The sequence below is a fragment of the Mucilaginibacter sp. A3364 genome (genome assembly GCF_059690715.1).
Genome location: NZ_JCAWED010000001.1, coordinates 857,291 through 882,826, shown reverse-complemented (window position 1 = coordinate 882,826; position 25,536 = coordinate 857,291). Strand labels below are relative to the sequence as shown.

27 protein-coding genes are annotated in these 25,536 nt (G+C 44.6%); 20 read left to right on the top strand and 7 right to left on the bottom strand.

Annotation, left to right across the window (positions count from 1 at the left end):
- Nucleotides 1-113: 113 nt before the first annotated feature.
- The 4 genes from AC59JT_RS03820 (at nucleotide 114) to trxA (ending at nucleotide 6,558) form a co-directional block, all read left to right on the top strand.
- A complete protein-coding gene (locus AC59JT_RS03820; RefSeq protein ID WP_497396283.1) occupies nucleotides 114-3,146 on the top strand; it encodes a glycosyltransferase family 117 protein in 3,033 nt (1,010 codons plus the stop codon).
- Between the two features lie 86 nt (nucleotides 3,147-3,232).
- Nucleotides 3,233-5,503 carry a PAS domain S-box protein gene (locus tag AC59JT_RS03815; protein WP_497396282.1) on the top strand — a complete coding sequence of 757 codons (2,271 nt, stop codon included), beginning with the start codon at nucleotides 3,233-3,235 and terminating at the stop codon, nucleotides 5,501-5,503.
- A gap of 26 nt (nucleotides 5,504-5,529) precedes the next feature.
- Complete coding sequence (locus AC59JT_RS03810) at nucleotides 5,530-5,901, top strand: response regulator transcription factor (protein WP_497396281.1); 372 nt, start codon at nucleotides 5,530-5,532, stop codon at nucleotides 5,899-5,901.
- Nucleotides 5,902-6,261: 360 nt separating this feature from the next.
- On the top strand, nucleotides 6,262-6,558 hold the full coding sequence (trxA, locus tag AC59JT_RS03805) for a thioredoxin (RefSeq protein WP_497396280.1): 297 nt from the start codon (nucleotides 6,262-6,264) through the stop codon (nucleotides 6,556-6,558).
- 3 nt (nucleotides 6,559-6,561) lie between these two features.
- Here the strand turns inward: trxA and AC59JT_RS03800 are convergent, their stop codons facing one another.
- Genes AC59JT_RS03800 through AC59JT_RS03790 form a run of 3 tightly spaced genes read right to left on the bottom strand, consistent with a single transcriptional unit; the run spans nucleotide 6,562 to nucleotide 8,770 of the window.
- Nucleotides 6,562-7,041 (bottom strand): hypothetical protein, encoded by a 480-nt coding sequence (locus tag AC59JT_RS03800; protein WP_497396279.1) that lies wholly within the window; start codon nucleotides 7,039-7,041, stop codon nucleotides 6,562-6,564.
- Nucleotides 7,042-7,091: 50 nt separating this feature from the next.
- Nucleotides 7,092-8,189 carry a DUF3810 domain-containing protein gene (locus AC59JT_RS03795; RefSeq protein ID WP_497396278.1) on the bottom strand — a complete coding sequence of 366 codons (1,098 nt, stop codon included), beginning with the start codon at nucleotides 8,187-8,189 and terminating at the stop codon, nucleotides 7,092-7,094.
- Between the two features lie 47 nt (nucleotides 8,190-8,236).
- The gene (locus tag AC59JT_RS03790) at nucleotides 8,237-8,770 is read right to left on the bottom strand and encodes a DUF2911 domain-containing protein (protein ID WP_497396277.1); all 534 of its coding nucleotides are present in this window, start codon (nucleotides 8,768-8,770) and stop codon (nucleotides 8,237-8,239) included.
- Between the two features lie 253 nt (nucleotides 8,771-9,023).
- Between AC59JT_RS03790 and AC59JT_RS03785 the strand changes: the two genes are divergently transcribed.
- Nucleotides 9,024-10,679 (top strand): ArnT family glycosyltransferase, encoded by a 1,656-nt coding sequence (locus AC59JT_RS03785; RefSeq protein WP_497396276.1) that lies wholly within the window; start codon nucleotides 9,024-9,026, stop codon nucleotides 10,677-10,679.
- Here the strand turns inward: AC59JT_RS03785 and AC59JT_RS03780 are convergent, their stop codons facing one another.
- The 3 genes from AC59JT_RS03780 to AC59JT_RS03770 form a co-directional block, all read right to left on the bottom strand.
- Entirely contained in the window at nucleotides 10,680-10,874 is a 195-nt protein-coding gene (locus AC59JT_RS03780; RefSeq protein WP_497396275.1) for a hypothetical protein, read from the bottom strand.
- Between the two features lie 71 nt (nucleotides 10,875-10,945).
- Nucleotides 10,946-12,103 carry an MFS transporter gene (locus AC59JT_RS03775; protein ID WP_497396274.1) on the bottom strand — a complete coding sequence of 386 codons (1,158 nt, stop codon included), beginning with the start codon at nucleotides 12,101-12,103 and terminating at the stop codon, nucleotides 10,946-10,948.
- Between the two features lie 50 nt (nucleotides 12,104-12,153).
- Nucleotides 12,154-12,567: an EamA family transporter gene (locus AC59JT_RS03770; RefSeq protein WP_497396273.1), complete on the bottom strand. Its 414-nt coding sequence runs from the start codon at nucleotides 12,565-12,567 to the stop codon at nucleotides 12,154-12,156.
- A 184-nt stretch (nucleotides 12,568-12,751) separates the two neighbouring features.
- On the opposite strand from AC59JT_RS03770, the gene AC59JT_RS03765 reads away from it, so the two are divergent.
- The 8 genes from AC59JT_RS03765 to AC59JT_RS03730 all read left to right on the top strand — a co-directional run bounded on the left by AC59JT_RS03765 (nucleotide 12,752) and on the right by AC59JT_RS03730 (nucleotide 20,725).
- Nucleotides 12,752-13,750, top strand: a complete 999-nt coding sequence (locus AC59JT_RS03765) for a fatty acid desaturase (RefSeq protein ID WP_497396272.1) — start codon at nucleotides 12,752-12,754, stop codon at nucleotides 13,748-13,750.
- Between the two features lie 142 nt (nucleotides 13,751-13,892).
- Complete coding sequence (locus AC59JT_RS03760) at nucleotides 13,893-14,795, top strand: hypothetical protein (protein ID WP_497396271.1); 903 nt, start codon at nucleotides 13,893-13,895, stop codon at nucleotides 14,793-14,795.
- A gap of 59 nt (nucleotides 14,796-14,854) precedes the next feature.
- Nucleotides 14,855-15,217, top strand: coding sequence for a hypothetical protein (locus tag AC59JT_RS03755; RefSeq protein WP_497396270.1), 363 nt, complete (start codon nucleotides 14,855-14,857; stop codon nucleotides 15,215-15,217).
- Nucleotides 15,218-15,404: 187 nt separating this feature from the next.
- Nucleotides 15,405-15,776, top strand: a complete 372-nt coding sequence (locus AC59JT_RS03750) for a hypothetical protein (protein WP_497396269.1) — start codon at nucleotides 15,405-15,407, stop codon at nucleotides 15,774-15,776.
- 115 nt (nucleotides 15,777-15,891) lie between these two features.
- On the top strand, nucleotides 15,892-18,204 hold the full coding sequence (locus AC59JT_RS03745; protein WP_497396268.1) for a TonB-dependent receptor domain-containing protein: 2,313 nt from the start codon (nucleotides 15,892-15,894) through the stop codon (nucleotides 18,202-18,204).
- 1 nt (nucleotide 18,205) lies between these two features.
- A complete protein-coding gene (locus AC59JT_RS03740; protein WP_497396267.1) occupies nucleotides 18,206-19,654 on the top strand; it encodes a PepSY domain-containing protein in 1,449 nt (482 codons plus the stop codon).
- A gap of 2 nt (nucleotides 19,655-19,656) precedes the next feature.
- A complete protein-coding gene (locus tag AC59JT_RS03735) occupies nucleotides 19,657-19,839 on the top strand; it encodes a heavy metal-binding domain-containing protein (RefSeq protein WP_497396266.1) in 183 nt (60 codons plus the stop codon).
- A 181-nt stretch (nucleotides 19,840-20,020) separates the two neighbouring features.
- Nucleotides 20,021-20,725 carry a DsbA family oxidoreductase gene (locus tag AC59JT_RS03730; RefSeq protein ID WP_497396264.1) on the top strand — a complete coding sequence of 235 codons (705 nt, stop codon included), beginning with the start codon at nucleotides 20,021-20,023 and terminating at the stop codon, nucleotides 20,723-20,725.
- A gap of 42 nt (nucleotides 20,726-20,767) precedes the next feature.
- Here AC59JT_RS03730 and AC59JT_RS03725 read toward each other — a convergent pair whose 3' ends face one another.
- Nucleotides 20,768-21,037, bottom strand: coding sequence for a hypothetical protein (locus AC59JT_RS03725; RefSeq protein WP_497396262.1), 270 nt, complete (start codon nucleotides 21,035-21,037; stop codon nucleotides 20,768-20,770).
- Nucleotides 21,038-21,282: 245 nt separating this feature from the next.
- On the opposite strand from AC59JT_RS03725, the gene AC59JT_RS03720 reads away from it, so the two are divergent.
- The 7 genes from AC59JT_RS03720 (at nucleotide 21,283) to AC59JT_RS03690 (ending at nucleotide 25,528) form a co-directional block, all read left to right on the top strand.
- Nucleotides 21,283-22,095: an MlaE family ABC transporter permease gene (locus AC59JT_RS03720; RefSeq protein ID WP_497396260.1), complete on the top strand. Its 813-nt coding sequence runs from the start codon at nucleotides 21,283-21,285 to the stop codon at nucleotides 22,093-22,095.
- A gap of 8 nt (nucleotides 22,096-22,103) precedes the next feature.
- Nucleotides 22,104-22,877, top strand: coding sequence for an ABC transporter ATP-binding protein (locus AC59JT_RS03715; protein WP_497396259.1), 774 nt, complete (start codon nucleotides 22,104-22,106; stop codon nucleotides 22,875-22,877).
- Between the two features lie 18 nt (nucleotides 22,878-22,895).
- Nucleotides 22,896-23,894: an MlaD family protein gene (locus AC59JT_RS03710; protein ID WP_497396257.1), complete on the top strand. Its 999-nt coding sequence runs from the start codon at nucleotides 22,896-22,898 to the stop codon at nucleotides 23,892-23,894.
- A gap of 102 nt (nucleotides 23,895-23,996) precedes the next feature.
- Nucleotides 23,997-24,170 (top strand): hypothetical protein, encoded by a 174-nt coding sequence (locus tag AC59JT_RS03705; RefSeq protein ID WP_497396255.1) that lies wholly within the window; start codon nucleotides 23,997-23,999, stop codon nucleotides 24,168-24,170.
- 112 nt (nucleotides 24,171-24,282) lie between these two features.
- The gene (locus tag AC59JT_RS03700; RefSeq protein ID WP_497396253.1) at nucleotides 24,283-24,681 is read left to right on the top strand and encodes a hypothetical protein; all 399 of its coding nucleotides are present in this window, start codon (nucleotides 24,283-24,285) and stop codon (nucleotides 24,679-24,681) included.
- A 60-nt stretch (nucleotides 24,682-24,741) separates the two neighbouring features.
- The gene (locus AC59JT_RS03695) at nucleotides 24,742-25,275 is read left to right on the top strand and encodes a sigma-70 family RNA polymerase sigma factor (RefSeq protein WP_497396251.1); all 534 of its coding nucleotides are present in this window, start codon (nucleotides 24,742-24,744) and stop codon (nucleotides 25,273-25,275) included.
- Nucleotides 25,256-25,528: a hypothetical protein gene (locus AC59JT_RS03690; protein WP_497396249.1), complete on the top strand. Its 273-nt coding sequence runs from the start codon at nucleotides 25,256-25,258 to the stop codon at nucleotides 25,526-25,528. Before AC59JT_RS03695 ends, AC59JT_RS03690 begins: the two co-directional genes overlap by 20 nt.
- Nucleotides 25,529-25,536 lie beyond the last annotated feature (8 nt).

Below are 25,536 nucleotides of genomic sequence, written 5' to 3'. Positions count from 1 at the left end.
CCTTAAACCGTTAATTATTGTTAAAACTGCAAACACAGGTTGCTTTTGTTACCATACTTTACAAAAATGGGTGATATTTGAGCCATTGAAAAAACTTTTACTCCACACCAAACATGCAGTACAATAAAATTAACAACCTACTGGGTTGGTTATGCTTTGTTATAGCGGCTATCACCTACACTTTAACCCTTGAACCTTCGGTAAGCTTTTGGGATTGCGGCGAGTTTATCTCGTGCGCATACAGGCTGCAAGTATCACATCAGCCGGGATATCCGCTGTTTGCTATGCTCGGCAAGGTTTTCTCGCTGCTATCATTGGGCGATAATACCAAGGTGCCTTATTACACCAACATGGGTTCGGCAATAGCCAGTGCCGCTACGGTAATGTTTTTGTTTTGGACGATAACCGCGTTGGCTAAAAAACTAATGGACAACAGCGATATCAAGGAAGAAAAAACACGGCTTATACTGATCATGGGCTCGGGACTGGTGGGTGCTTTGGCATTCGCGTTTAGCGATACGTTTTGGTTCTCGGCTGTAGAGACTATCGTATTCGCGCTATCGGCTTTGTGTACTTCTATTGTTTTCTGGGCGATATTGAAATGGGAAGCGCATGCCGATGAACCCGGTGCCGATAAATGGCTGATATTTATTGCTTATGTAATTGGCCTTTCTATAGGTATTCACCTGTTAAACTTATTGAGTATTCCTGCTATATCGTTGGTATACTACTTCCGCCGCGTTAAAAACCAAACCGTTAAAAAAGGCTGGCTGGCGTTTTTAGTGAGTATTGTGATATTGGGTGCCGTACAGTTTGGCATCCGCGAGTTTACTATTAAACTGGCCGCTTATTTCGATCTGTTTTTTGTTAACAACCTGGGCTTCGGCTTTGGCAGTGGGGCATTTGTTTTCTTTGTGTTGCTGATAGCATTTTTGGTTGGCGGTATTATTTACAGTATCCGCACCAATAAGCCTACTTTAAACCTGGCGTTTTTATGCGTGGTATTTATATATTTCGGCTACAGTTCGTTTGTGTATATCCCTATCCGCGCCAGCGCAAACACCAACCTGAATAACTCGCACCCCGATAACGCTTTTACGCTTAACGGTTACTTAAACCGCATACAATACGGCGAAACACCGCTAATATCCGGACCATTTTTCGACTCGGAGATTATTGATCAAACCGAGGGTAAAACCCTGTATCGCAAAGGCGAAAAGAAATACGAGATTACCGGCAAGAAAACTAATTATGTTTACGATCGTACCACGCTTTTCCCGCGTGTTTACAGCAGCGACGGGCAGGACCCGCTATTCTACCGCCAATGGCTGCAAATGGGCGACACCGAAAAACCAGGCATGGCCGAAAACCTGAAGTTTTTTGCCAGCTGGCAGGTATACCAAATGTACGTACGTTATTTTATGTGGAATTTTGTTGGTCGTGTTAACGAGATGGACGGTCAGCAACAAATGGGTGGCTTTGCCGGCTACGTTGATGGTGATTGGACCAGCGGTATATTCGATAAATCGAGAGAACTTCCCAAATCGGTTTTAAACGGCACCAACTATATGCCTTTGTTTGGTCTGCCGCTGGCTATCGGCCTGATAGGTATGTGGTTTCATTTTAAACGCAAAAAGCAGGATGCGTTGGTTATTGCCCTGTTGTGGTTCTTTACAGGTATAGCTATTGTAATGTATGTTAACCAACCTTCGGTACAGCCGCGTGAGCGTGATTATTCGTACGTAAGTTCGTTCTATGCTTTCGCGATATGGATTGGTTTGGGCGTGTTGGCCATTGCCGATTTCCTGCGTAAAAAACTAAATGCGCAGAATGCCGCGTTTGCTGCTACTGCTTTATGTTTACTGGGCGCACCTGTATTAATGGCTTGCCAGGAATGGAAAGGCCATGATAGATCGACCAAAATGGTGGCGCATGATATGGCTTATAACTACCTGATATCATGCCCTAAAAACGCTATTTTGTTTACCTATGGCGATAACGACACCTACTCGTTATGGTACGTGCAGGAAGTTGAAGGCGTTAGGCCTGATGTGCGCCTGGTTAACCTGAGCCTGTTTACCGGCGATTGGTACATACGCCAGATGCAGAAAAAGATGAACGAATCTGAACCACTGCCTATCACCATGCCTTTTGATAAGTTTAAAGATGGCGTGCGCGATGTAATATATTACCAGGACGCTAAGATCCCGGGCGATGTGGAATTGAAAGAAGCCTTTGATTTTATTACATCAGACGACCAGGCTGCTAAAGTACAATACCAAAGCGGCGACAGTGGCAATTACCTGCCTACCCGCAACCTTAAGCTTACCGTTAATAAAGCCGATGTGATGGCTAATAACGTAGTAAGCCCCGCGCAAATGGCTAACGTTGTTGATACCATGAAATTCAAATTTTCCGCGCGTTATATGATGAAAGATAAACTGGCCTTTTATGATATACTGGCACATAACAACTGGAAACGCCCTATTTGCTTCACCGCTACCGCCGGTTTAGAAAACATGATGGGGTTACAAAACTACCTTTATAAGGAAGGTTTCACCATGCGTTTATTGCCTTTAAAGCCGGATACTACCGTGCGCGATCAGTCGGAAAAAGTTAACTCGCTGGTGATGTACGATAACGTGATGAACAAGTTTAAATATGGCCAATATAAAACGGCCAAGTATTTGGATCATGAATCGCGCCTGATGTTTTACCCGGTTATCACCTCTACATTTGTTGATCTGGCGCAAGGATTAATTAAAGAAGGCCGCCGCGACCTGGCGCTTAACGTGCTGCACAAGTATGATAAAGAAATGCCTTACCTGTATATTGATATCCCATCAACAGGTAGCAAATTCTTTATGGCTCAAACATGTTACGAGTTGAAGGACATTACCATGGCCACCAAAATAGTTAACGGTATGGATGACTACCTGGCGGAGCGCCTGGACTATATGGCCAGACAATTGCACGGCAATGCCCACACCCTAACCTCCCGCGATATTGAAATGTCAATACAAATGATAAACGGCCTGGCCAAAATGGCAAGTGATAATCACCAAACTGCTTTAGCTACTAAGTTTAGCGCACAGGTGACCAAATATGCCAACATCTTTGCCGCTGTATTAGGACCACAGCAATAAAGTAAACACACTAATTATCAAGGCCCCCGGTAAATCGGGGGCCTTTTTTGTATCATTAATGTAACTATTAATTGGTTACAACGTATATGCGTATATTAGTGCTTGCGCCTATTATGAACATCGAGCATATATCCCCGTTTCAACCAAACGAGACCGTTTTTCGCACCCTGATTGATAACACAGCCGAAATTATTGGTGTTACCGATCTGGATTTGCGCGTTACGTATTTGAATAAGGCGGGATATGAATTGCTGGGGATAGATAAGCCGGAGGACGCCTACGTACTTGCTGCCGATTATTTTGTCCCGTTTGATAACGCCATAATGGCCGAGCAAGCCTTGCAAAGCATACTGCAAACCGGCCGCTGGGAAGGCGAGCGTCAGTACCGCCACTTCAAAACCGGCGAGGTGATACCCATATATTTAAACGCTTTCCGTATTGACGACCCGGTTACGGGTAAACCTGTAGCGCTGGCATCTGTAGCACGCGACCTGCGTGGCGAAAAAGCGGCGAGAAACGAGCAAAACAAGCTTTTAACTTTAATAGAGCACACATCCGATTGTGTTGTACTGGCGGATGCGGATAATAACATTACCTATCTTAACGCCGCGGGTAAAGCCCTGATCGGCCTGGATGGTGAGGAATACCTGGGCAAAAAGAATACAGAATTTTTAATGCCCGATGGTATTGAAAAACTTAAAACCGTTAATAAAAACATTGCAAAAAATGGCCGTTGGACGGGCGAAATAAACTACCGCCATTTTATAACCGGCGAAGCTATACCCGTACAGGTAACCACCATGCTGGTACATGATCCCGTAACAGGAAAATCATTAGGCAGGGTTGGCTTAGCACACGATATGCGCCGCGAAATGGCCGATAAAAAAGCTTTGGTTGATAGTGAGCAACTATTGCAAAATATCACCGCGGCGGCACCAATTTCGTTATGGATGGCGGATACAGAAGGTAATATTACCTATGCCAATCAAACCTGGTTAGACTGGACCGGGCAAAGCCTTGAGGAAACACTTGGACAAGGTTGGCTTAACGCCTTGCTACTCGATGATAGGGAACGAGCCGCCGATAAATTCATGGCCGACCTGGCTGCGCAACGACCTTACGAAGTGAATTTCAGGATAGTAAGCAAAACCGGCGATCTGCGCTGGTGCATAGCCACCGGGAACCCGCAGTATAACGACGAGGGTATTTTTACCGGCTACATTGGCGCCTGTAGCGATGTTACCGAAAAAACCCTGGCCCAGCAGCAGTTATTTTTAAAGAACGAAGAACTTAACGACCAGATAAAACAGTTTGAATTTGTAACCGGCTTTATGCCTGTACAACTATGGACGGCCACCACAGCCGGCGACCTGGACTATGTGAACGACCGCACGCTTGATTATTTTGGTGTTGACGCCGAGAAAATTTTAGGTCCGGCCTGGATATTACGCGTACACCCTGATGATCGTGAGGGCTGCATTATTGCCTGGACGCATTCCCTGCAAACCGGCGATGTTTATCAATATGAATTTAGGTTAAAAGACCGGAATGGCATCTACAAATGGCACCTTGCCCGCGCCCTTCCATTTGTTAGCGACGGCAAGATCATTAAATGGTTTGGTACCAATACCGATATTGATAACCAAAAGCAACTACAACGCCAAAAGGATGATTTTTTGGGCATGGCCAGCCATGAACTTAAAACCCCGGTTACCAGTATAAAAGCGTATGCGCAGGTGCTGGGCGCCATGCTTCACAAAGAAGGCGAAACCAAAAAGGCTAGTATGGTTGACCGTATGGATGCCCAGGTTAACCGCCTTACTGCCTTAATTGGCGATCTGTTAGACGTTACCAAGATCAACTCGGGCAAGTTGCAGTTTACCAAATCATGGTTTGACCTAAACCAGGTAGTTAACGAAACCATTGACGACCTACAGCATACCACGCAAAAGCATACCCTCATAAAAAAGTTTGGCGACCTGGGGCAGATATACGCCGATAAGGAGCGCGTAAGCCAGGTTATAACCAACCTAATTACCAATGCCATCAAATATTCCCCGCAATCTGATGAGGTGATCATAACCACCCTGCAAAACGGTGCCGAGGTGACAGTTTCGGTAAAAGATTATGGCATAGGCATACCTGCCGATAAAACACAATTTGTGTTTGAGCAATTTTATCGCGTTAGCGGAAATAACCAGCATACCTTCCCCGGTTTGGGGTTAGGGTTATACATTTCAGCAGAAATTATTAAGCGCGAAGGCGGCCGTATATGGGTGGATAGTGAGGCCGGAAAAGGGTCTGATTTTTGCTTCGCATTACCTATAATTAACTACGAAGATTTAGCCGAAAAGTAATTGTCTGTTATTTAAGACCTGTTTATATGAGCCAGCCCTTACCTAAAAAAATTTTAATTGCCGATGACGACCCGGGTATTGTTGATGCCATTGAAATGATGCTTGAATTTGAAGGTTATGATGTGTCGTCAACACCCGATGGATCAGCAGTGCTGAAACTGGAAGACGACCTGCCCGACCTGCTGCTGTTAGACATCTGGATGTCGGGCGAAGACGGGCGCGATATATGCCGCAAATTAAAAAGCGATAAAGCCACCGCTCACCTCCCGGTGCTGATGATATCCGCCAGCCGCGATATTAAACAATCAGCCATGGATGCCGGTGCTGATGATTTTTTAGCCAAGCCTTTTGAGATGAACGCGCTGCTGGAAAAGATAAAACACCTGGTTGAAAAATAATGTTAATACCTATTTGTTGGTATTGTTGTAAATAGGATAATTTGTTTATGTTTGCTGTGTTTTAATGCCCTTGTAAACAGCCCCCTAGCCCCCTTTGAAAGCGAAATCCAATTCTCAAAAGTTCCACTACTGCCCTACCTGTGGATCTCCGCATCATTATCGTTTAAAACGCAACTGGTTTATGAAAACTTTCCTGTTTTTCATCCCCACCAAAAAATATTTCTGTGCCAAATGCAAAAAGGGATTTTATGTGGTAAGTAAGGGTGGCGGGAAATCGGCGGCATAAACACCATTTATCCAAGTATCCTCACAAAGAAACATTACCCCCTTGCCGCTGTTATAACTTAAAAGTAAAACATTATGGCAAACTTCCAGGAAATAATAGCTTCAGACAAACCTGTGCTTATCGATTTTTCGGCAGAGTGGTGCGGCCCTTGCCAGATGATGCCACCAATATTACAGCAGCTTAAAAGCAGCATGGGCGAGCAAATAACGGTGATAAAAATAGATATCGACAAAAACCCACAGGTGGCTAATGCCTATAAAATACAAAGCGTACCCACGCTGATGATATTTAAAAACGGAGAAAGTAAATGGCGGCAAAGCGGTGTGATGCAGGCCAGTCAGCTACAGCAAATTATAACACAGTATCTTTAAGCGCTAATTAGCAATAGGCACTTTTTGCGCAATATCAACTATGCCTTTTGAATTATTGATGGCTATTTTCATCACTACGTGATACAGCATGTTATCGTAGATGTAGATATTATCTGATTTATCCGACCCGGTAAAAGTCAATTTAAGGTTAGAGGTTTTGGCCTGGCCTATCAGGTTCACTACGTTTTGTGGTATATCAGTAACGTAACTTGCGGTGCGCAATACATCGCCGTTAGCTTGTTTAAAGCCATCGCCAATGATCAGGGTTTCTTTTTTATCATTACTTTGATAGTGTTCTACCACAAAACCCTGGGGATTATCTTCGCCATACTGTAGCTTGAATAGCTTGCCTGCCAATATGGTTTCGCCTGCCTGTTTATTGTTAAGGTTACTCAGGTTTATTAAATTAACCAGGTTTATACTTTGCCCTTGCACCTTAATGCAGCATGCAAAAAATAATATAATGAGCAGGTATTTTTTCATTCAATCGGGATATTGGCTTAAAAATAATAAAATTTAATAAAACGGCTATTTTACTTATTATACCAGGCCACTAATAATAACACCATTTCGTTGTAAGTTTCCATGCCTTGAGGCTGGTTATTAGCTTTCAAAAAATCGTCATAAAAAACACTGCTCATGGTCATCAGCTTATTCCGGTACCCCATCCAGTAGGCCCGCTCGGCTCTGAAATCAGCACGTACCGTATTTGTTATGTGTTTCTTCAACCTGTTATTGGCAACCGTATCACGATAGCGCAGGGCGTGCATACACTCATCCAGCGCCATATGATATGCCGAGTAACGCAATAATCGGTCCTGCGAACCTATGCCGGCCAAAAAACCTGCAAAATTTGCTTCATCTTCTGCACCGTAACCTGTTTGATGCGCCATTTCATGGCAGGCCACTACCGATCGTTCGAAGATCGGCATCTGGTAATTGATCTGTGCCTCGGTAGTAAAGGGGTTATAATATCCCGAAGTGCCCAAATAATTCATCAATGGAGTAAGCAGGGATGGCTTTACTTTAGGGTGATAGGTGCGAAAGTTAGCCGAATCATTAGATAGCTTACGCACCGCCAGCACCGCGGTTTGGTAAATAGCGCTATTGGCCTGCACGGTATCAGCATGGGTTATGCGTGCGCGGGTGGCGTTGGCGCTATCGATGATGATGCAGGTAACGCGTTCCAACGCTTCGGTAGTATAATTTGTATCGCGCAGATCAAGCCGTACCGCGGCCGATGGGCGGAAATAATTCAATCCCCAAAACACATAAAAAATAACAAAGGCACTTTGTATACCGATGATGAGGCCCACCAGCAATCTTCCTGCCAGCTTAAATCGCCCCTTAAATAATAAATAGATCAGCCTGCCCACCAGGTAAACAAAGTACCCCACAACCCCGATATAAACCACATCGCCCAAACTAAAGGGGATGATGTTAAGCAACGGGTGCAGCGCACAGCATATAGCCACATAAAAACCCTTTGAATAGTAGCGCTCAATAGTGTCGGGATGCTCTTCAACTATGCCTAATAAGTAAATAAGCACCGCCAATATGGCAATGGCGATCAGGCGTTTTTGTATTGAGTTTAGCTTATAAGGCATGTACAAATATAATTTTATACGCATAAAAAAGGCCCTCGTTAACAGAGAGCCTTTTTATATTTTGAGTATGTTTATTTAACCGATACCCACACCTTAGTGGTTTCCCAGGTAAGGGCAAAACCTTTAGGGTCAATATCATATTTTAAACGCTCGGTTAGCGGCACGGTTGCCGGTTTTACTTTTACCTCAACCACATTTTTAGCCGGATCGAAATTAGCGCTATGGTCGTTTTTAATACCCCACTGGCCAGTTTGCGAATTTAAAATGATAGTCCATTCACCACTTTCGGCAGGTACAGCAAACAAGGTGTATTTACCTGCAGGCAGGTCTTTACCTTCAACTTTAATAGCTTTATCGGTAGTAAAAGTAGTTGCCTGGTTAGCCCCTGCTCTCCATGGTTTGCCATAAGCTTCTAAACCACCAAATATTTTACGGCCTTTAACCGATGGCGAACCATAGTTAATGCTTACCGTAGCACCGCCTATTTTGCCTGATACGCTATCGCGCGGACTGGCAACTACGCGTTGTTGGGCGAACGATGAAACCGAAATTAAAAGTGCAAATACAAAGGCCGAAAGTGCCTTTAATTGAAATGTTGCTTTCATAATTAGTGTTGTTTATTTTTTTATAAATATAGATGATTTTTAATTGCAAATTAAATAAAACCAACTGTTTACACCTGTGTTATAACATTAACTTGCATTGCAGTTAGGAATACCCTTAGGTTTCATAGCTTAAGGTTAAACAATTGTTGTGAGTTGGCCCTTGCCGTGAGGCAAGGGTTTTTTTGTGCCCTTTTCATCACAACTTTTTCCATCACACAGCTAAAAGCCCTATTATTACACTTTATTTTTTGGCATGATAAGTAAGGACAAGCTGTTTTACCTGTTGCTCATTGTATTGGCATTAGCGGTTAGCCTGGCCGGCATCAACGTAAACTTTTTTACGGATGATCCGGGCCTGTACGCATCCATCGCCAAAAACATGATCTATAAGCACGACCTGCTTTCGCTTTATACCGATAACCAGGATTGGCTTGATAAACCGCATTTCCCATTCTGGATGATCATGATCAGCTTTAAGCTGTTCGGTTTTTCGGTGTGGGCCTATCGCCTGCCGTCTTTGCTGTTTTTCATCATCAGCCTGGTTTACACGTTTCTGTTCACCCGCAGGTATTACAACTGGGAAGCCGGTATCATTGCTGTATTGATCGTCATGACAGCCCAGTACGTTTTCATGGGCAATACTGATGTACGCGCCGAACCTTACCTGATGGGCCTCATCACCGGTGCCATTTACCACGTGGCCGCGCTTGATCAACGCTTTACCGTTAAAGATTTTTTACTGGCTGCCCTGCTCATGGGTTGCGCCATCATGACCAAGGGTATATTTTTGTTAATACCTGTTGTGGGTGCCCTGGCGGGACATTTAATTATGCAGGGGCGTTTCCTCAGCATTTTCAACATTAAATGGTTTGGTTTGCTGGCGCTGACGATGCTGGTAACGCTGCCCGAGTTTTATGCCTTATACCTACAGTTTGACATCCATCCCGAAAAAACGGTTTTTCATAAACATAATGTGTCGGGCATTAAATGGTTTTTGTGGGATAGCCAGTTTGGGCGCTTTACCAACAGCGGTCCCATCAACCAAAAAAAATCATCGGGCGATGTGTTCTTTTATGTGCATACCTTGCTTTGGGCTTTCGCGCCATGGTGCCTGCTGTTTTATTTCGCGCTGTATAAACGTGTCAGGAGCGTGATCAACAAAGTTAAATTGCCCGAATATTATACTTTAAGCGGGGCGATAGTATTGCTGCTGCTATTCTCCGTATCCGGCTTTCAGCTTCCGTTTTATACCAATACCATCTTCCCCTTGTTTGCCATCATAACGGCGCCATACTGCTATCAAAAACTCTCGCCCCGCGAAGACAAGATCAGGCTGGCCGCGCTTTGGGTCTATATCGTACCGCTAACGCTCATCGTATTCGTCATCAATTTTTATTTACAGCCAGATAGTAGCGCGTGGTTCGCTATAGCCTGTATCGCTTTCTTTTTGCTGATATCGCTCATCAACAATCAAATTAAAGAAGCCAATAAAAAAGCCTTCTTTTTAGCTTGCGCGGCGGCATTGTTCGCTAACTTTTACCTGGCTACTAACTTGTATCCTTTGCTGGCGGATTACAGCGGCCAGATACCGGCGGCGAAATATTTAAATCAGCCCCGCTTTAAAAACAGACCTGTATACGCCACCAAACCGGTGAACAACGTTTTCCAGTTTGAGATAAATAAGCCGGTTGATTTTGTTTTTTATGAAGATTTTGCCACGTTTAAGGCGCCTGCCAATGCCGTGTTTTATGCTACCCAGGAAGTGGTTAACTATTTAGATGAGCACAAAGTGCCGTACAAGATAGAGCAGTCGTTTATTAATTATCCGCAGGAACGGATATTGCCTAAATTTATTAATAAGCAAACGCGCGCCGAAGTGCTGGATAAGGTGTACCTGATCACAAAATAATTACTTTTCCTCAGGTATCTCTTCCCAATAAACCGTGCCCAGGTACACGTTATTTTGCGAAGCTACCCGCTCCTGTACCTTCTTAAGTTCCTCTTTTAATTCTTCGGGACTAAGGTTAGCATTTAACGAGTGATAAAAAATAACATTTCCCGTTTTGCTGTTAATAAATCTGAAATGTTTTTCGGAAGTGCTCATACTGTTATCCCCTTACATTACTATAACGTTCAGCTAAATAGTTTGTTTGTAAGAAGCGTGTGCAGATATTGCTATTTTTCTTCCTTAATAGCGTAAACCAGCCCTATAATGGCGGCGCCCATTAATGACATTAAACCAAACGACCAACGCAAACCGGCCAACTGTGCAATAAAGCCAATCAAAGGCGGCACCAGCAAAAAGCCCAAATAGCCAACGGAAGATATAGATGCCAGCGCCGAACCGCTGCTCATGGTGGTTGACCGCCCCGCCATTTGAAAAACCATAGGCACTATGCATGATACGCCAAGGCCTACCAAAATAAAACCAATGCCGGCTACCCATTGGTTAGGCAGCAGCACCGATAAAACCAAACCAATGAATATAAGCACACCGCTAAACCGCAGCACGCTTTTTATCCCGAACTTATTTACCGCGGCATCGCCCACAAAACGGCCGGCCATCATGGCAATCATATAAGCCACAAAACCTACGGTAGCGCTGTTTTTTGATACGTGAACTACCTTTTCAAAGTAGATGCCGCTCCAATCGTACATCGTATTCTCGCAAGCCATGCACGCAAAGCAAATCAGCGCGAAGATTATCAACGAGCGCTCGGGCAGGGTAAATATTTTTTTCCGCGGTTGCGGAATGGGCTTTTGGTGTATGGTGCCCGATATGAACCAAAGCGTAAATATAATGAGCCCTATACTAACACTCAATAAATGATAAGCAGTGCCGATGTTATAATACACCATTACATAGCCTACGGCAGCCCCGGCAAATCCCGCCAGGCTCCATATACCGTGAAATGATGCCATGATAGATCTATCATACAAAGCCTGCACCGCCACGGCCTGCGCGTTGGTTGATATGTTGAACAAATTGCGCGATACACCAAAGCAAAACAACGCCAACACCAGGTGCCAAACCTGGGTACTAAAACCAATAAAAGCCAGCACCACGCTAAAGAACATGGCCCCAAAAAACATTACCGAGCGGCTGCTGAATTTGCCCAACAGGTAACCGGTAACCGGCAGCGTTAGCAGCAAACCAATAGGCATAGCGAATAGTAAACCACCCAATTCGGCCTCGTTTAAATGCAGCTGGCTTTGCATAGTTGGTATGCGCGATGCCCAGGAAGCATAACCGATACCTGATATAAAGAAGAAAACGGCATTGGCAAAACGAAGTTGTTGCGGAGTGCGTGGTTTTGTAGTTGCTTTGATCACTGACCGCAAAAATACGTAGAATTGCAAGTAAAACTGTTGAGGCTGTGTAATTAAAATATCAAAACCAAAGTTCCGCTGACGATCAAAACGGCGGCAATAGTAGTTTTAATAGTGAGCGATTCCCCTAAAAACACGGCAGCTAATAAAATGGCCAGCGCCACGCTCAGCTTATCAACGGGTGCCACCTGCGATACCTTGCCTAATTGCAGGGCTTTGAAATAGCATACCCAGGACAGCCCCGTAGCAAATCCGGATAGGATCAAAAAAGTCCAGTTTTGTTTGGTGAGGCTGCCGATGCCGGTGTTTGCCCCTTTTATAAAAACAATAGACCAGGCCAGTATGATGATCACCACCGTGCGGATGGCGGTAGCCAGATCAGAATCAACATCCTTAATCCCTATTTTAGCAAATATGGCCGTAAGGGCGGCAAACAGGGCCGATAGTAAAGCGTATATCCACCACATGATATGAAAACGTATTTTTTTGCGTTATAACTGATATAACAACGCCCGCCTCATCTTGTTGCTGCTATAACCACAAATAAAATTTTATAATTTATATTTAATATTATATTACGTTATATTTGGAGTTTAACAAGGGTATAAACAATTACCACACTTAAATTATTGATACTGCTACAAAGGTTTTATGACAAAAAGAACTGATTTCGTTTACTCTGAGCATTCAGAACCCCACCGCATTCGTACCAAAAAAATATTAAAAGAATTTCCGGGTCTGCGTAGCCTTATTGGCAAAAATCCGGCTACAATATGGGCCATTATCGGTTTGGTAGCATTCCAGGTTGTGCTGGCCTGGTTACTGCGCGATCAGTCATGGTGGCTGGTGTTTGGCGCCGCCTATCTTTTAGGCGCATTTGCCGATCATGCCCTGTTTGTAATGATACACGAGTGCGCGCACCAGTTGTTATTTAAAAACCGATCGGCTAACCGTTGGGCAGGTATTGTGGCTAACATGCCGCAAATATTTCCTAGCTCTATTTCATTTGAGCGTTACCATATTAAGCACCACTCTTTCCAGGGTGTGCATGAGCTTGATGCCGACTTACCCAATAAATGGGAAGCAAAAATGATCAACAACTCATTTATTGGTAAAGCGCTTTGGTTATTATTTTACCCGTTGTTCCAGGTGTTTCGTTTATCGCGCTTACGCGAAATTCAAACCTTTGATATCTGGATAGTAGCTAACCTGTTGGCCAACGTGGCTTTTACAGCGGTTATTTATTATTTTATGGGATGGCATTCTTTAGCATACCTGTTGTTAAGCTTCTCTTTCTCGGTAGGTTTACACCCGCTGGGCGCCCGCTGGATACAGGAGCATTATTTAACCCACAGCGTTGAGCAAGAAACTTACAGCTATTATGGCGGCTTAAACCTGGTAGCTTTTAACGTGGGTTTCCACAATGAACACCATGACTTCCCATCTATCCCATGGAACAAACTGCCTGAAATTAAAAAAACTGCACCAGGCTATTACGAAACCCTGTACTACCATAAATCATGGACCAAGCTGTTTTTCCGCTTTTTGTTTGATAAAGAGATATCGCTATTTAACCGTATTTTAAGGAAAGAACGCGGCAAAGTAGCTCTTACCGACGTTTCAAAACCGGATGCGGAAATGAGCGTGTAATTTTTTAAAGGCCCTGTACAGGGCCTTTTTTGTTTTGAATACCGAACACTAAATATCGAATGATAAAGGGTAAACCGCTTCGATATCCGATATTCAGCATTCGATGTCCGATATTATCTTTTCTGTTTACCTTTGCCATCGCATGACCCGCAAAAGAAAGCTACAGATCATTGTTCCAGTTGTCATATTCCTGTTTGTGGGGGCATTTATCAGGCACCGCTACCTGGCGGGACAGATCATGAGCACGGGGCATTTGCAGGATAAAGCGATGCGCGAGGTATCGGGTATGGCGGCATCCGGCATTCAAAAGGATGTTTACTATGTGCATAATGACAGTGGCGACATCAGTCGTTTTTTTGTCATGTCATCCGAAGGGCAATTACTTAACACCGTAATTTGCAAAGCCGACCCCATGCATAACCTCCTGGTGGTAGACTGCGAAGACGCAGCCGTGGGGCCCGGTCCGCAAAAAAATAAAAGCTACCTTTACCTGGGCGATGTTGGCGACAATTATGCCGAAAGGCCCGATATCAGCATTTACCGTATACCAGAAACCAAAGCCTTAATAAACGGCCAGATAAAGGAGGCTACACCTGCGTCCTTGCATTTGGAATACCCGGACGGCGCCCATGACGCGGAATCGCTGATGGTAGACCCGTTGGAAAAGCTTTTTTATATAGTAACCAAGCGTAAAGATACCGTGCGCGTTTATACAGCCCCATTACAGTTTAATGCCAACGATACCGTAACGCTTACCTATCGTACTAAACTATTCTTCGAAGGCGTGAAGCCTTTAAAATGGATAACATCCGGCGACATCAGTAAAGACGGGCTGCAGGTACTTTTGAAAAGCTACGGGAAAGTTTACTACTGGAAACGAAAAAAAGATGAAGCCATTTGGCAAACCCTGCAACGCAAACCCCGCGAAATGAACTATGAGGCCGAAAAGCAGGGTGAAGCCATCGCGTTTTCGGCCGATGGCAAGGGCTATTACACCACCAGCGAAGGCGTTTTCTCTCCCATTTATTTTTACCAGGTACCATAATTGCCGCTATATTTTATTTAAGTAATTAGTACTACATTTAAATAAAATAAAACCCAATTATGAAAAGAAGAATATTTACTACTGCTTTAGTATTAGGCGGTTTAACCGTATGTATAGCCGCCGCTTTTGCCGACCTTAACGGCAAATGGAAAGGTTCATTTAAAATTGCCGATGGCCGCGAAATACCACTTACCTACGTTTTTAAAGTTGACGGCGAAAAACTAACCGGCAGCGTTACAAGCGCAAATGGCGAGCTACCTATGTACGACGGCAAGATTAAAGGCGCCGATTTTACCTTCAAGATAGATGTTAACGATAACCCGGTAGTTAACACCGGTAAATACTACGGCGACTCGACCACTGTTGATGTGCAGTTTGGCGACCGTAAGATCCATACGAAGTTGGTGAGAGCGACAGAATAAACACATAAACACGCCCGTCATCACGAGCGAGGAACGAGCGTAGTGATCCCCTTGAGACTAGAACGGCCGCGCGCATTCTAGTCTCAAGGGGATTGCCACGCTACGCTCGCGATGACGCGGGTTATGTATAATTGTCACACGTTTTCTACTTGCATATCCCCTTGCTGCCAATTACCTTTGCGGCAGTATGTTAAAACGCGTTATAGCTTATGTATTATTGGTTGCCTTATTGTCGGCCAATTTTTCGCGTTTTTTTGTGTACGCGGGTTTTGAGTTAAACAAAAAATACATCGCCGCCCAGCTTTGCGAAAATCGTGATAAGCCCTGGATGCATTGTAATGGCCGCTGCTATTTCCTGGACAAGATCAAAAAGGTTCAGGAAAAAGAGAAAAGCGAAGAGCGCCAAACTCAAAAAAGTCTTTACCAGGAAGTTTGTGTTACCTCACAAACTACTGTTAAATTCCACACAAAGGTTATTAAAGTTGTAACCACGCCGTACCAGGCACCTGTAACAGTACCTTACTCGGGCGCTGTTTTCCACCCTCCTAAAATAGGTTAATCCATTTCTTTATTGAGGCTTCTTTTTGTTTCCGCTGCGCGGGAGCATTATTGCTGTAGCCTAAAATCAACCCTATTTTCTTACATCACAGGAGGGATTCTCCTTTTATACACATATGAAAAAATATTATTTATATTTTTTGCTGATACTACTATACCTGCCCACGTACGCCCAAACCATGATCGGTACGGTTACCGATGCCGTTACGCACGAGCCGTTACGTGGCGTGGCCGTCTCGCAAGTACAAGGTAGTCCGCTAACACAAACCAACACCAAAGGCGAGTTTACATTAGCAGACGCTACCATTAAGCAAATACAACTATCCTTAGTTGGTTATACCACCCAAACGGTTAACATTAGCGGCGGCAAACTAAGCGTCGAGCTGGAGCCATCAAACGTATCCCTGCAAACGGTTATCGTATCGGCCAACCGCGAAGGCCAATCCCGCCAGGACGCACCTATCGCTATCAGCAAAATCAATTCGGTGGTTATTAAAGACACCAAGGCCACCGCCCTTTACCAGTTGCTTAACAAAACGCCCGGCGTTTACATGGTTAATCTGGGTAACGAGCAGCATACCATGGCCATCCGCCAGCCTATTACTTATAACGCGCTGTACTTGTATATGGAAGATGGTTTGCCTATTCGCCCTACGGGTATTTTCAACCATAATTCGTTATATGAGATCAACATGTCGGGCGTAAAGGATATTGAGGTGATCAAGGGTCCGGCTTCGTCATTGTACGGCAGTAACGCCATTGGTGGCGCGGTTAACTTTATTACACAGGGACCGCCGGCCGGTTACGCGGGCAACGTATCTATCCAGGGCGATAATTACAACTATCGCCGTGTTGATGCTGATGGTGGTTTTACCTCGGGCAAATTTGGCTTATACGCAGGTGGGTATATTGCCAAACAACGCGATAGCTGGCAGGATTATTCGGATTTTGATAAGTATTCGGCCAACCTGAAAGCTACCTATGAGCTGGCCGATCGTACCAAACTTACCGCTTCTGCTGCTTATAACTACCTAAACACCCAAACCCCGGGCAGCCTGAGCGAAGCTAAGTTTTTAAGCAAAAGTTATGGCGCTAACCAACGTTTTACTTACCGTAAAGTGAACGCCTTCCGTTCAAATATTCGTTTAGATCATAGCTGGAGCGATAAGAGCAGCACATTTTTAACCGGCTTCTATCGCAGCAATTCAACCGCGCAATTGCCGAGTTACTATATTGCCGATGTGCGCAACGGCTCGGGAGCATACGTAAGTTCAAACGGCCAGCAAAACGATTTGAAGTTTGACAGCTATGGCTTTTTGGTACAGCATCGCGTTAATTTTGATTGGTTGAATTCACGCTTAATTGCAGGCGCTTACCTGGATAATAGTCCGAGTTCGTACTATGCGCAGTTTTTGAACATCACCAAAGATGTAGCCAATAACTATTACACCGGGTATACCAACACCGGCACTTATATTGACGATTACCGTATTAAACTATTCAACACCGCGGCATATGCCCAATATGAGCTGAACCCCGTTGAGCCGCTTCGTGTAGTGCTTGGCCTGCGTTATGACCGCGTGCACTACAACTTTAATAATAACCTTACAGCCGGCACCAAATACAAGCAGCAGGAAACCAACACATTTAACATTGTAGCACCTAAGCTTGGTTTAACCTATAACTTTGGAAACAACAAAGGCCTATACGCCAACTACAGCGTAGGTTTTCAACCACCCGAAACCGGCGACTTATACAATGCCCGCCAGTTAACACAGCTTAAACAGGCCACGTTTAATAATTATGAAGTTGGTGGCTGGTTCGCGGCGTTTGATAAGAAGATGTTTGTTGAGGTGAGTTTATACAATATGGATGGTAATAATGAAATTATCAGTCAGCTACTGCCCGATAATACTACCCAGAACCAAAACGCGGGCGCTACCCGTCATCGTGGTATTGAATATTCTATCACCTATGCGCCTGTTAAAGCCCTGAGCATCCGTTTTAACGGTACCAACGCCAAACACACCTACGTTGATTACAGCGAGATCCGTTCGGGAGCCAACATCAGCTACGCGGGCAACCGAATGGCTAATGCGCCAAAATGGATAGCCAACTCGGAGATAACCTACAAACCGGGCTACTTCCCGGGTTTCCGCATAGCGGGCGAGTGGCAGCATATCGACACGTATTTTACCAACCCGGCCAATACCAAAACCTACGGCGGCTATGATATTTATAACCTGCGTTTGGGTTACGAGTTAAAGCAAACATCGTTAAAAGGCCTGGGCATGTGGTTTAATGTGCTTAACCTAACCAATAAACTCTACGCCACTACGGTGGTGAGTAACCAGTATGGCGATACCTACACAGCCGCGCCACCACGCACCTGTACATTAGGCATTAGCTATTCATTCGCCAAAAATTGATATGAAAACAGCATCAGAAAAAAACGGATCGGCAGCACGGCGCCTGTTTTACAAGTGGCACCGCATACTAGGGCTAACTGCCCTGGTGCCGGTTATATTTTGGAGCCTGAGCGGGCTTTCGCACCCTTTCATGTCAAACTGGTTCAGGCCGGCCATACCGCAGGAAAGTTATAAGCCTGCTACCTTGAGCAAGGTTAAACCGGCGCTTTCTATCCAGCAAGTATTAGATAAAAACAACATCAGCACCATCCGTAATTTCGGGATGGTGCAGTTTGACGCGGGTAGCTTTTACCAGGTTTTACTGGCGGATAGTACTTATCAATACTATTCAGCCAACGATGGTGCTCCCCTGCCCGATGGCGATAAAAAATATGCCGCGTACCTGGCCCGCTTTTTTACACAGGATAGCACATCAGCCATTAAAGGCATCACCCTGCAAACACAATTTGATAGTCACTATCAACCCATCAACCGCTTACTGCCGGTTTGGAAAGTGTCTTTAAACAGGGCCGATGGCATGGATATCTACATAGAAACCACCCAAAGCCGCATGGGCACTTTTAACAACAACACCCGTAAGGCTTTCCTATGGTTGTTTGAGCAGTTTCATACATGGCAGTTTCTGGCAGATTGGGGCGGCGAGCAATTCCGGGTGGTGGTGCTGCTGGTTATTGTAAGCATTATGCTGTTATCGTTGCTAAGCGGCTTGACGGTTTATGGTTTGTTTTGGGACCGATTTAAAGAGATCACCAAAAAACGCAAAGCCAAAGGTACGGATGATAAACGCTTTATCCATCGTTACCACAGGCAACTGGGATTGATCATGTCGGCCATTATGCTGATGTTTTTGCTGAGCGGCGGTTTCCATTTATACATGGCGCTCCGCGGATCGAAATCGGCTAAAGCTAATGTGGAGCAGTTGATCGACAGAAAAGACCTCAGCATCTCCAACTTGAAACTGCTTATTCCTGATTCATCCATCATCCGCACCGCGTTGGTAAAATTAAACGGCCACACCTATTACCAGGTACAAACCAATAAAAAGGAAGTGCGCTATATTGATGCCACCTATGGTGGTGAATTACCCGACGGCGATATTGCGTACGCTAATTACCTGGCTAAATATTATCACCCGGCAAACAATCTTATTTTAGGCACCACCCGCATCGGGCAGTTTACCAACGATTACGGCTTCATCAACAAACGCCTGCCGGTACAACAGGTAAAATTTGCCGATGGCGATTGGTATGTAGAAACCACCACATCGCACCTGGCCACCAAAGTAACCGGCCTTGATCGTGCCGAAGGGCTGTCGTTCATATTCCTGCATAAGTTTTTCTGGATGACCTGGGCCGGTAAAAATATTAGGGACATAGTAAGTATTATAAGCGCGTTAGGGATATTGATCGTTTCCCTGCTGGGCTTTGTATCTTTCATTAAAAATAAATAAGCATGAGATCTGTCATCACTATAACACTGGCCACCTTAATGTTAAGCTTTAGTGCCTGCGGCGATGGAGCCAAACCCGAAGCCAAAAAGTATAAGTACGTATGCACCATGCACCCCGATATTGGTGCCGATAAGCCCGGCACTTGCAGTAAGTGCGGGATGGAATTGGTGGAAAGGGAGGAGTAATTAAACATAACAACCACACACGTCATTACGAGCGAGGTACGAGCGTAGTAATCCCCTTGAGAACGGTCACGCGCTGACCTGACAATCGGGGATTACTACGCTTCGCTCGTAATGACGTAATGGGTGGTGAATTTTACTTTCCGCTTACCGCTTGCAAAAATCACTAAACTACCTTTACATCATGAAAGTACAAATCTGGAGCGATGTAATGTGCCCCTTCTGCTACATCGGCAAACGCCGTTTTGAGCAGGCATTGGAGCAATTTGATAATAAAGACCAAATTGAAGTAGAATGGAAAAGTTTCCAGCTTGACCCTACTTTGGTTACCGATCCATCGCTAAACGTAACGCAACACCTGGCCGATAAAAAAGGCTGGACCATAGATCATGCCCAACAAATGACAGACCATGTAACCCAAATGGCTGCCGAAGTTGGCCTGGCTTATGATTTTGATAAGGCCGTTGTGGCCAATAGTTTCGACGCGCACCGGTTTGCACACCTGGCCAAACACAAGGGCAAGGGCGACGAAGCCGAAGAAGCACTATTTAATGCCTATTTTACCGAAGGTAAAAATATAGCCGACCATGCTACGTTGGCCGAACTGGGCGAATCCATCGGCCTGAATAAAGCTGAAGTTGAGCAAACGTTAGCAAGCGACGATTACGCGGGCGATGTACAGCTGGATATCGCGACAGCACAACGTTATGGCATTAGCGGCGTGCCGTTTTTTGTGATGGATAACAAATACGGCGTATCTGGCGCGCAGGGGGTGCCCACTTTCCTGCAAACACTGGATAAAGCATATGGAGAATGGGCCGAAAATAACGCGCCCGTAAAACTGGACGTGATAAAAGGCGATAGCTGCGATATAGATGGCAATTGCTAACAAACAAAAAGGCCTCCCGAAATTCGGGAGGCCTTTTTGTTTCTACTCGCTGGTGAGGTCCTTAGCCTCCGGATTTAAAACGTATTCAAAAGTTTCAAATCCGTTATGAAAAATAAATTTCAAGCGCGTTTTCGGTAAGTCGATATCTAACGACAAGGCCGCCAGGGTTGCGGGCACATTGTCGCGTATCAACTTCAAGTCGGTTATGGTTGGCATATCCACATAAATACTATTGTCAAAAGCACGAATTTTCCATCCTTTTAAATTAGCAGCTTGCAATATGTCTAACCATTTCTGTTGGTAGGCATTCATAGGTATTTGCAATTAATTAATGTTATAACAGCAATAAACATTCCAAACAGTTTTAATGTAATAGGATTTTGACTTAAAGGAGCTGATTGCAGCTGCTTAAATTTTACTTTTCTGTAACACTAACAAATGTACCTTTGCGCTGTTAATCGATTGATTAGTTTTGCTCTTATATCAGGCATCATTAATAACTTTTTGAACAATAAAGTCAGGAATATCTTACATAAGTAATACCTTTGCCGCCATTAATGGAAACTGAAAACATTAGCAATCTTCCGGTTAAAAAAAAGCAATCAAAGTTTGCAAAAAAGGTTACAGACTTTTTTGTAAGCCTTTCTGATATCAATAAGTTCATCATCCGCTTTTTTAAGGAAGCCTTTTTACCCCCTTATGAGTTTAAGGAGATAGTAAGGCAATGTTATGAAGTAGGTGTGCGTTCGTTTACACTGATAACATTGACCGGTTTTATTGTGGGCTTAATTTTCACCAAACAATCGCGCCCGTCATTGGGTCAGTTTGGTGCCACATCATGGTTGCCGTCACTGGTATCCATCGCCATAATGCGCGCCTTGGCACCTTTGGTAACGGCGCTGATAGCGGCGGGTAAAGTGGGTTCGAGCATTGGTGCCGAATTAGGTTCGATGCGCGTAACCGAACAGATCGACGCCATGGAAGTATCGGGCACCAAACCATTTAAATTTTTGGTTTGCACACGTGTTTTAGCAACTACACTAACTATACCCATTTTAGCTACTTACACCGGCTTTATTGCCATACTGGGCGGCTATATTAATGTGGCTACCAACGAAGGTACCAGCTACGCTACATATATGCAGCAGGTGTTCGATCCTTTGAGTTTTACAGATTTTGGTGCATCGTTGATCAAATCTATCGTGTTTGGCTTCACTATTGGTATAGTGGGAAGTTACCAGGGCTATTACTCAAGTAAGGGCACCGAGGGCGTGGGCAAGGCGGCCAATGGCGCGGTGGTAACCGCCATGTTTTTAATATTTATTGAAGAAATTGTTATCGTACAGATAACCAATAACTGGTTCCGCTAAGAATTGATATGGACAAACCAAAAGCACCTATAGATTATAAAAACCCGGTGATCAGCATCAAAGGGTTAAAAAAATCTTTTGCCGATTATCATGTACTGCGTGGTATCGATCTGGAGCTGTTCCAGGGCGAAAACCTGGTGGTGCTGGGTCGCTCGGGTACCGGTAAATCTGTGTTGATCAAAATTATTGCCGGTTTGCTAACTTCTGATGAGGGTATAGTAAAGGTACTGGGCCATGATATCAATGCCATCACTGATAAAGAATTACAGGCCCTGCGCATACGGATAGGCTTCTCGTTTCAAAACAGTGCCTTGTACGATAGTATGACCGTGCGTAAAAACCTGGAGTTTCCGCTGGTACGTAACAGGCGCACCCTCACCCGCAAGGAGATTGACGTAGCGGTAGAAACTGTGCTAGATGCGGTTGGCCTGAGCCAAACCATCAACCAAATGCCGTCTGAGCTTTCGGGCGGTCAGCGTAAGCGTATTGGTATTGCCCGCACGCTGATATTGAACCCCGAAATTATGCTGTATGACGAGCCTACGGCAGGTTTGGACCCCATTACCTGTATCGAGATCAACGAACTTATAAACGAGGTTCAGGAGCGATATAATACATCATCCATCATTATAACACACGATTTAACCTGCGCTAAGCAAACCGGAGATCGCATAGCCATGCTATTAGACGGCCAGTTTCAGCGCCAGGGTGCTTTTGAGGATGTTTTTAATACTACTGACGAAAGGGTTACTCCTTTTTATGATTACAACTTTATAAAATAGATTTACACAATAAGATATATGGACGCAGCAGAAAATAAACGCGGATTAATGGTTGGGATATTTTTAGCCCTGGGGCTGATCATATTCATCCTGGGCGTTTTTACGTTGGGAAACCAGTCGAAAAGCTTTTCAAAAAGCATTAAAATAAGCGCGGTGTTTGATGATGTTTCGGGTTTAAAAACCGGTAACAGCGTTTGGTTTTCGGGCGTTAAAGTGGGTAGCATCAGCAAAATAAAATTTATTGGCCCGGGCCAGGTTGATGTGATCATGAATATAGACGAAGCCAGCCAGCAATACATCCGTCGTAACGCTGGTGTACGTATAGGCAGCGATGGTTTGATAGGTAACAAGATCATTGTAATTGATGGCGGTAGTTTGCAAGCCCCTGTTGTTGCCGATGGCGATGTTTTACTGGCAGAAAAAGTAACATCAACTGATGACATGCTGAAAGTATTACAACAAAACAACCAAAACCTACTATCCATAACCGGCGACTTTAAGCTATTAAGCCGTAAAATACTACAAGGCAAAGGTACCGTAGGCACTTTAATGGCCGATAGCCTGATGGCGGTACAGCTACGCAACTCTATGCGTAACCTGGAAGCTGCTACCGGCAGCGCGGCACGCATGGCTGTACAACTGGATAACTTCAGCAATAAAATGAATACCAAAGGTGGCCTGGCAGATAAACTATTTACCGATACCGCTACCTTCAACCGTATAAAAGGCGCGGTAACACAGTTACAGGCCGTAGCACAAAACGCATCAACCTTAACCAACAACCTGAACAAGGCCAGCGAAAAGCTTAACCAAACCGATAATACTTTAGGTATTTTATTGAACGATAAAAAAGCCGCGGTGAAAGTACAAAACACTATAGATAAGCTGCAGGAAAGCTCCATCAAACTAAACGACGATCTGGAAGCGGCTCAAAGCAATTTTCTGCTGCGCGGATTCTTTAAGAAACGCGAGAAAGCTAAGGCGGACAGTATCAAGAACGCTAACAAAAACAAATAAGCTAAAGCGCCTGTCACCAAACAGGCGCTTTATTTTTTTAAAACCTTTTGGTGTGCGCGAAGTTAAATTATACACACTCTTTAACATTTAACTCCCGAAGTCATGAAAGATAGCGATGCACCCAAAAAGCCCGTCGAAGGCGATAAAGCACCCAAAACAAAACCCGCCCCGGCCGGCGACGATAAAATTCAAAACCCACACCCGCTCAGCGAAAAGGACGAGGTAAAGGAAGCTGAGCGAAAGCTCCGCGAAGCGCAGGGTAAGGACGGATTATAATTGTAGAGACGCAAAGTATTGCGTCTCTTATCATTTTAAGGCCTCGCGTACAGACGCAATATTTTGCGTCTCCTTCCTAATTTCATAATTTAGGGCAATCAATATTATCCGCATGAAAAAATACGCCTGGTTACTGCTTGTTTCTTGTTTACTGTTTGCCGCTTGTGGTTCGGGCGTTAGTTCGGATAAATTATATGGCAAATGGAAATACATAAAAGTAGATAACCCCAATGCCAACCCGCCAACACATGTACCCAAGGAAGATATTAAAACCCAGCAACCTTATGTGGAGTTTTTAAAAGACAATACCATGCAAATTGTATGGAGCGGCAAGGTACTATCCCACGGCACGTTTACGGTTGATGGCAGCAATATCCAGTTTACCGAGGAATGGGCCGCAGGCCAAACACGCACGTTTCCCTTCTTTGTATCCAAATTTGATGGCGAGCATATCACTTTTGAAACCTTGGGCGTTGATGGCACCAGAGTAGAAGCCACTAAACAAAAATAATTTTTCACCTGGCGGGTGATAATTGCCGCCAAACCGGCACATAGTAATAAAAGCAACATTATGCCAGTTAGCACCATCATAAATTACGCTGCCACACGCCACGAACTGTTTACCGGGCTTTATAAAAAAGCTTTCCCGGCGGTAGCAAAGTATGTGAGCAACAAGGGCGGCTCATTTGAGGAAGCGAAAGACGTTTTCCAGGATGCGTTGGTTATTTACTATGAAAAAACAATGGCTAATGAAAAGCCCGACAATGATATCGCCTACTTATTCGGCATTGCCAAGCACCTTTGGTTGAAGCGCTATAAAGATAATGACAGGAATACTCCGCTCAACAATATCGACCTTAGCGCCGAAGAAGCCGACACTCACCCTTCAGACGAACGCCTGATGCGCTACCTGGCCACCGCCGGTAAAAAATGTATGGACCTGCTTCGTGGCTTTTATTATGATAAATTACCCCTGCAGGATATGGCTCAGCTGTTCGGTTACTCGGGTGTACGCTCGGTTACCGTGCAGAAATATAAATGTTTGGAGAAAGTAAGAGAAACCGTTAAACAAAAAGCCCTGGTATATGACGACTTCATGGAATGAAACCCAACAAATTGAAGCGCACCTGCTGGGCCACAACGATACCGGTAACGCGCTGCTTTTAGAAGCCAAACTACTGCTCGATCCTAGCCTGGCCGGCAAAGTACAATGGCAGCAAAAAACATACGCTATAGTACAAAACTACGCCCGCCGCGAATTGAAGCAAGAAATTGAGGCCGTACACCAGGAGCTATTCACACAGCCGCAACATCTGAGTTTCAGCGCGCGCATACGCAAGCTATTCGGCAAAAAATAAAAAACTAA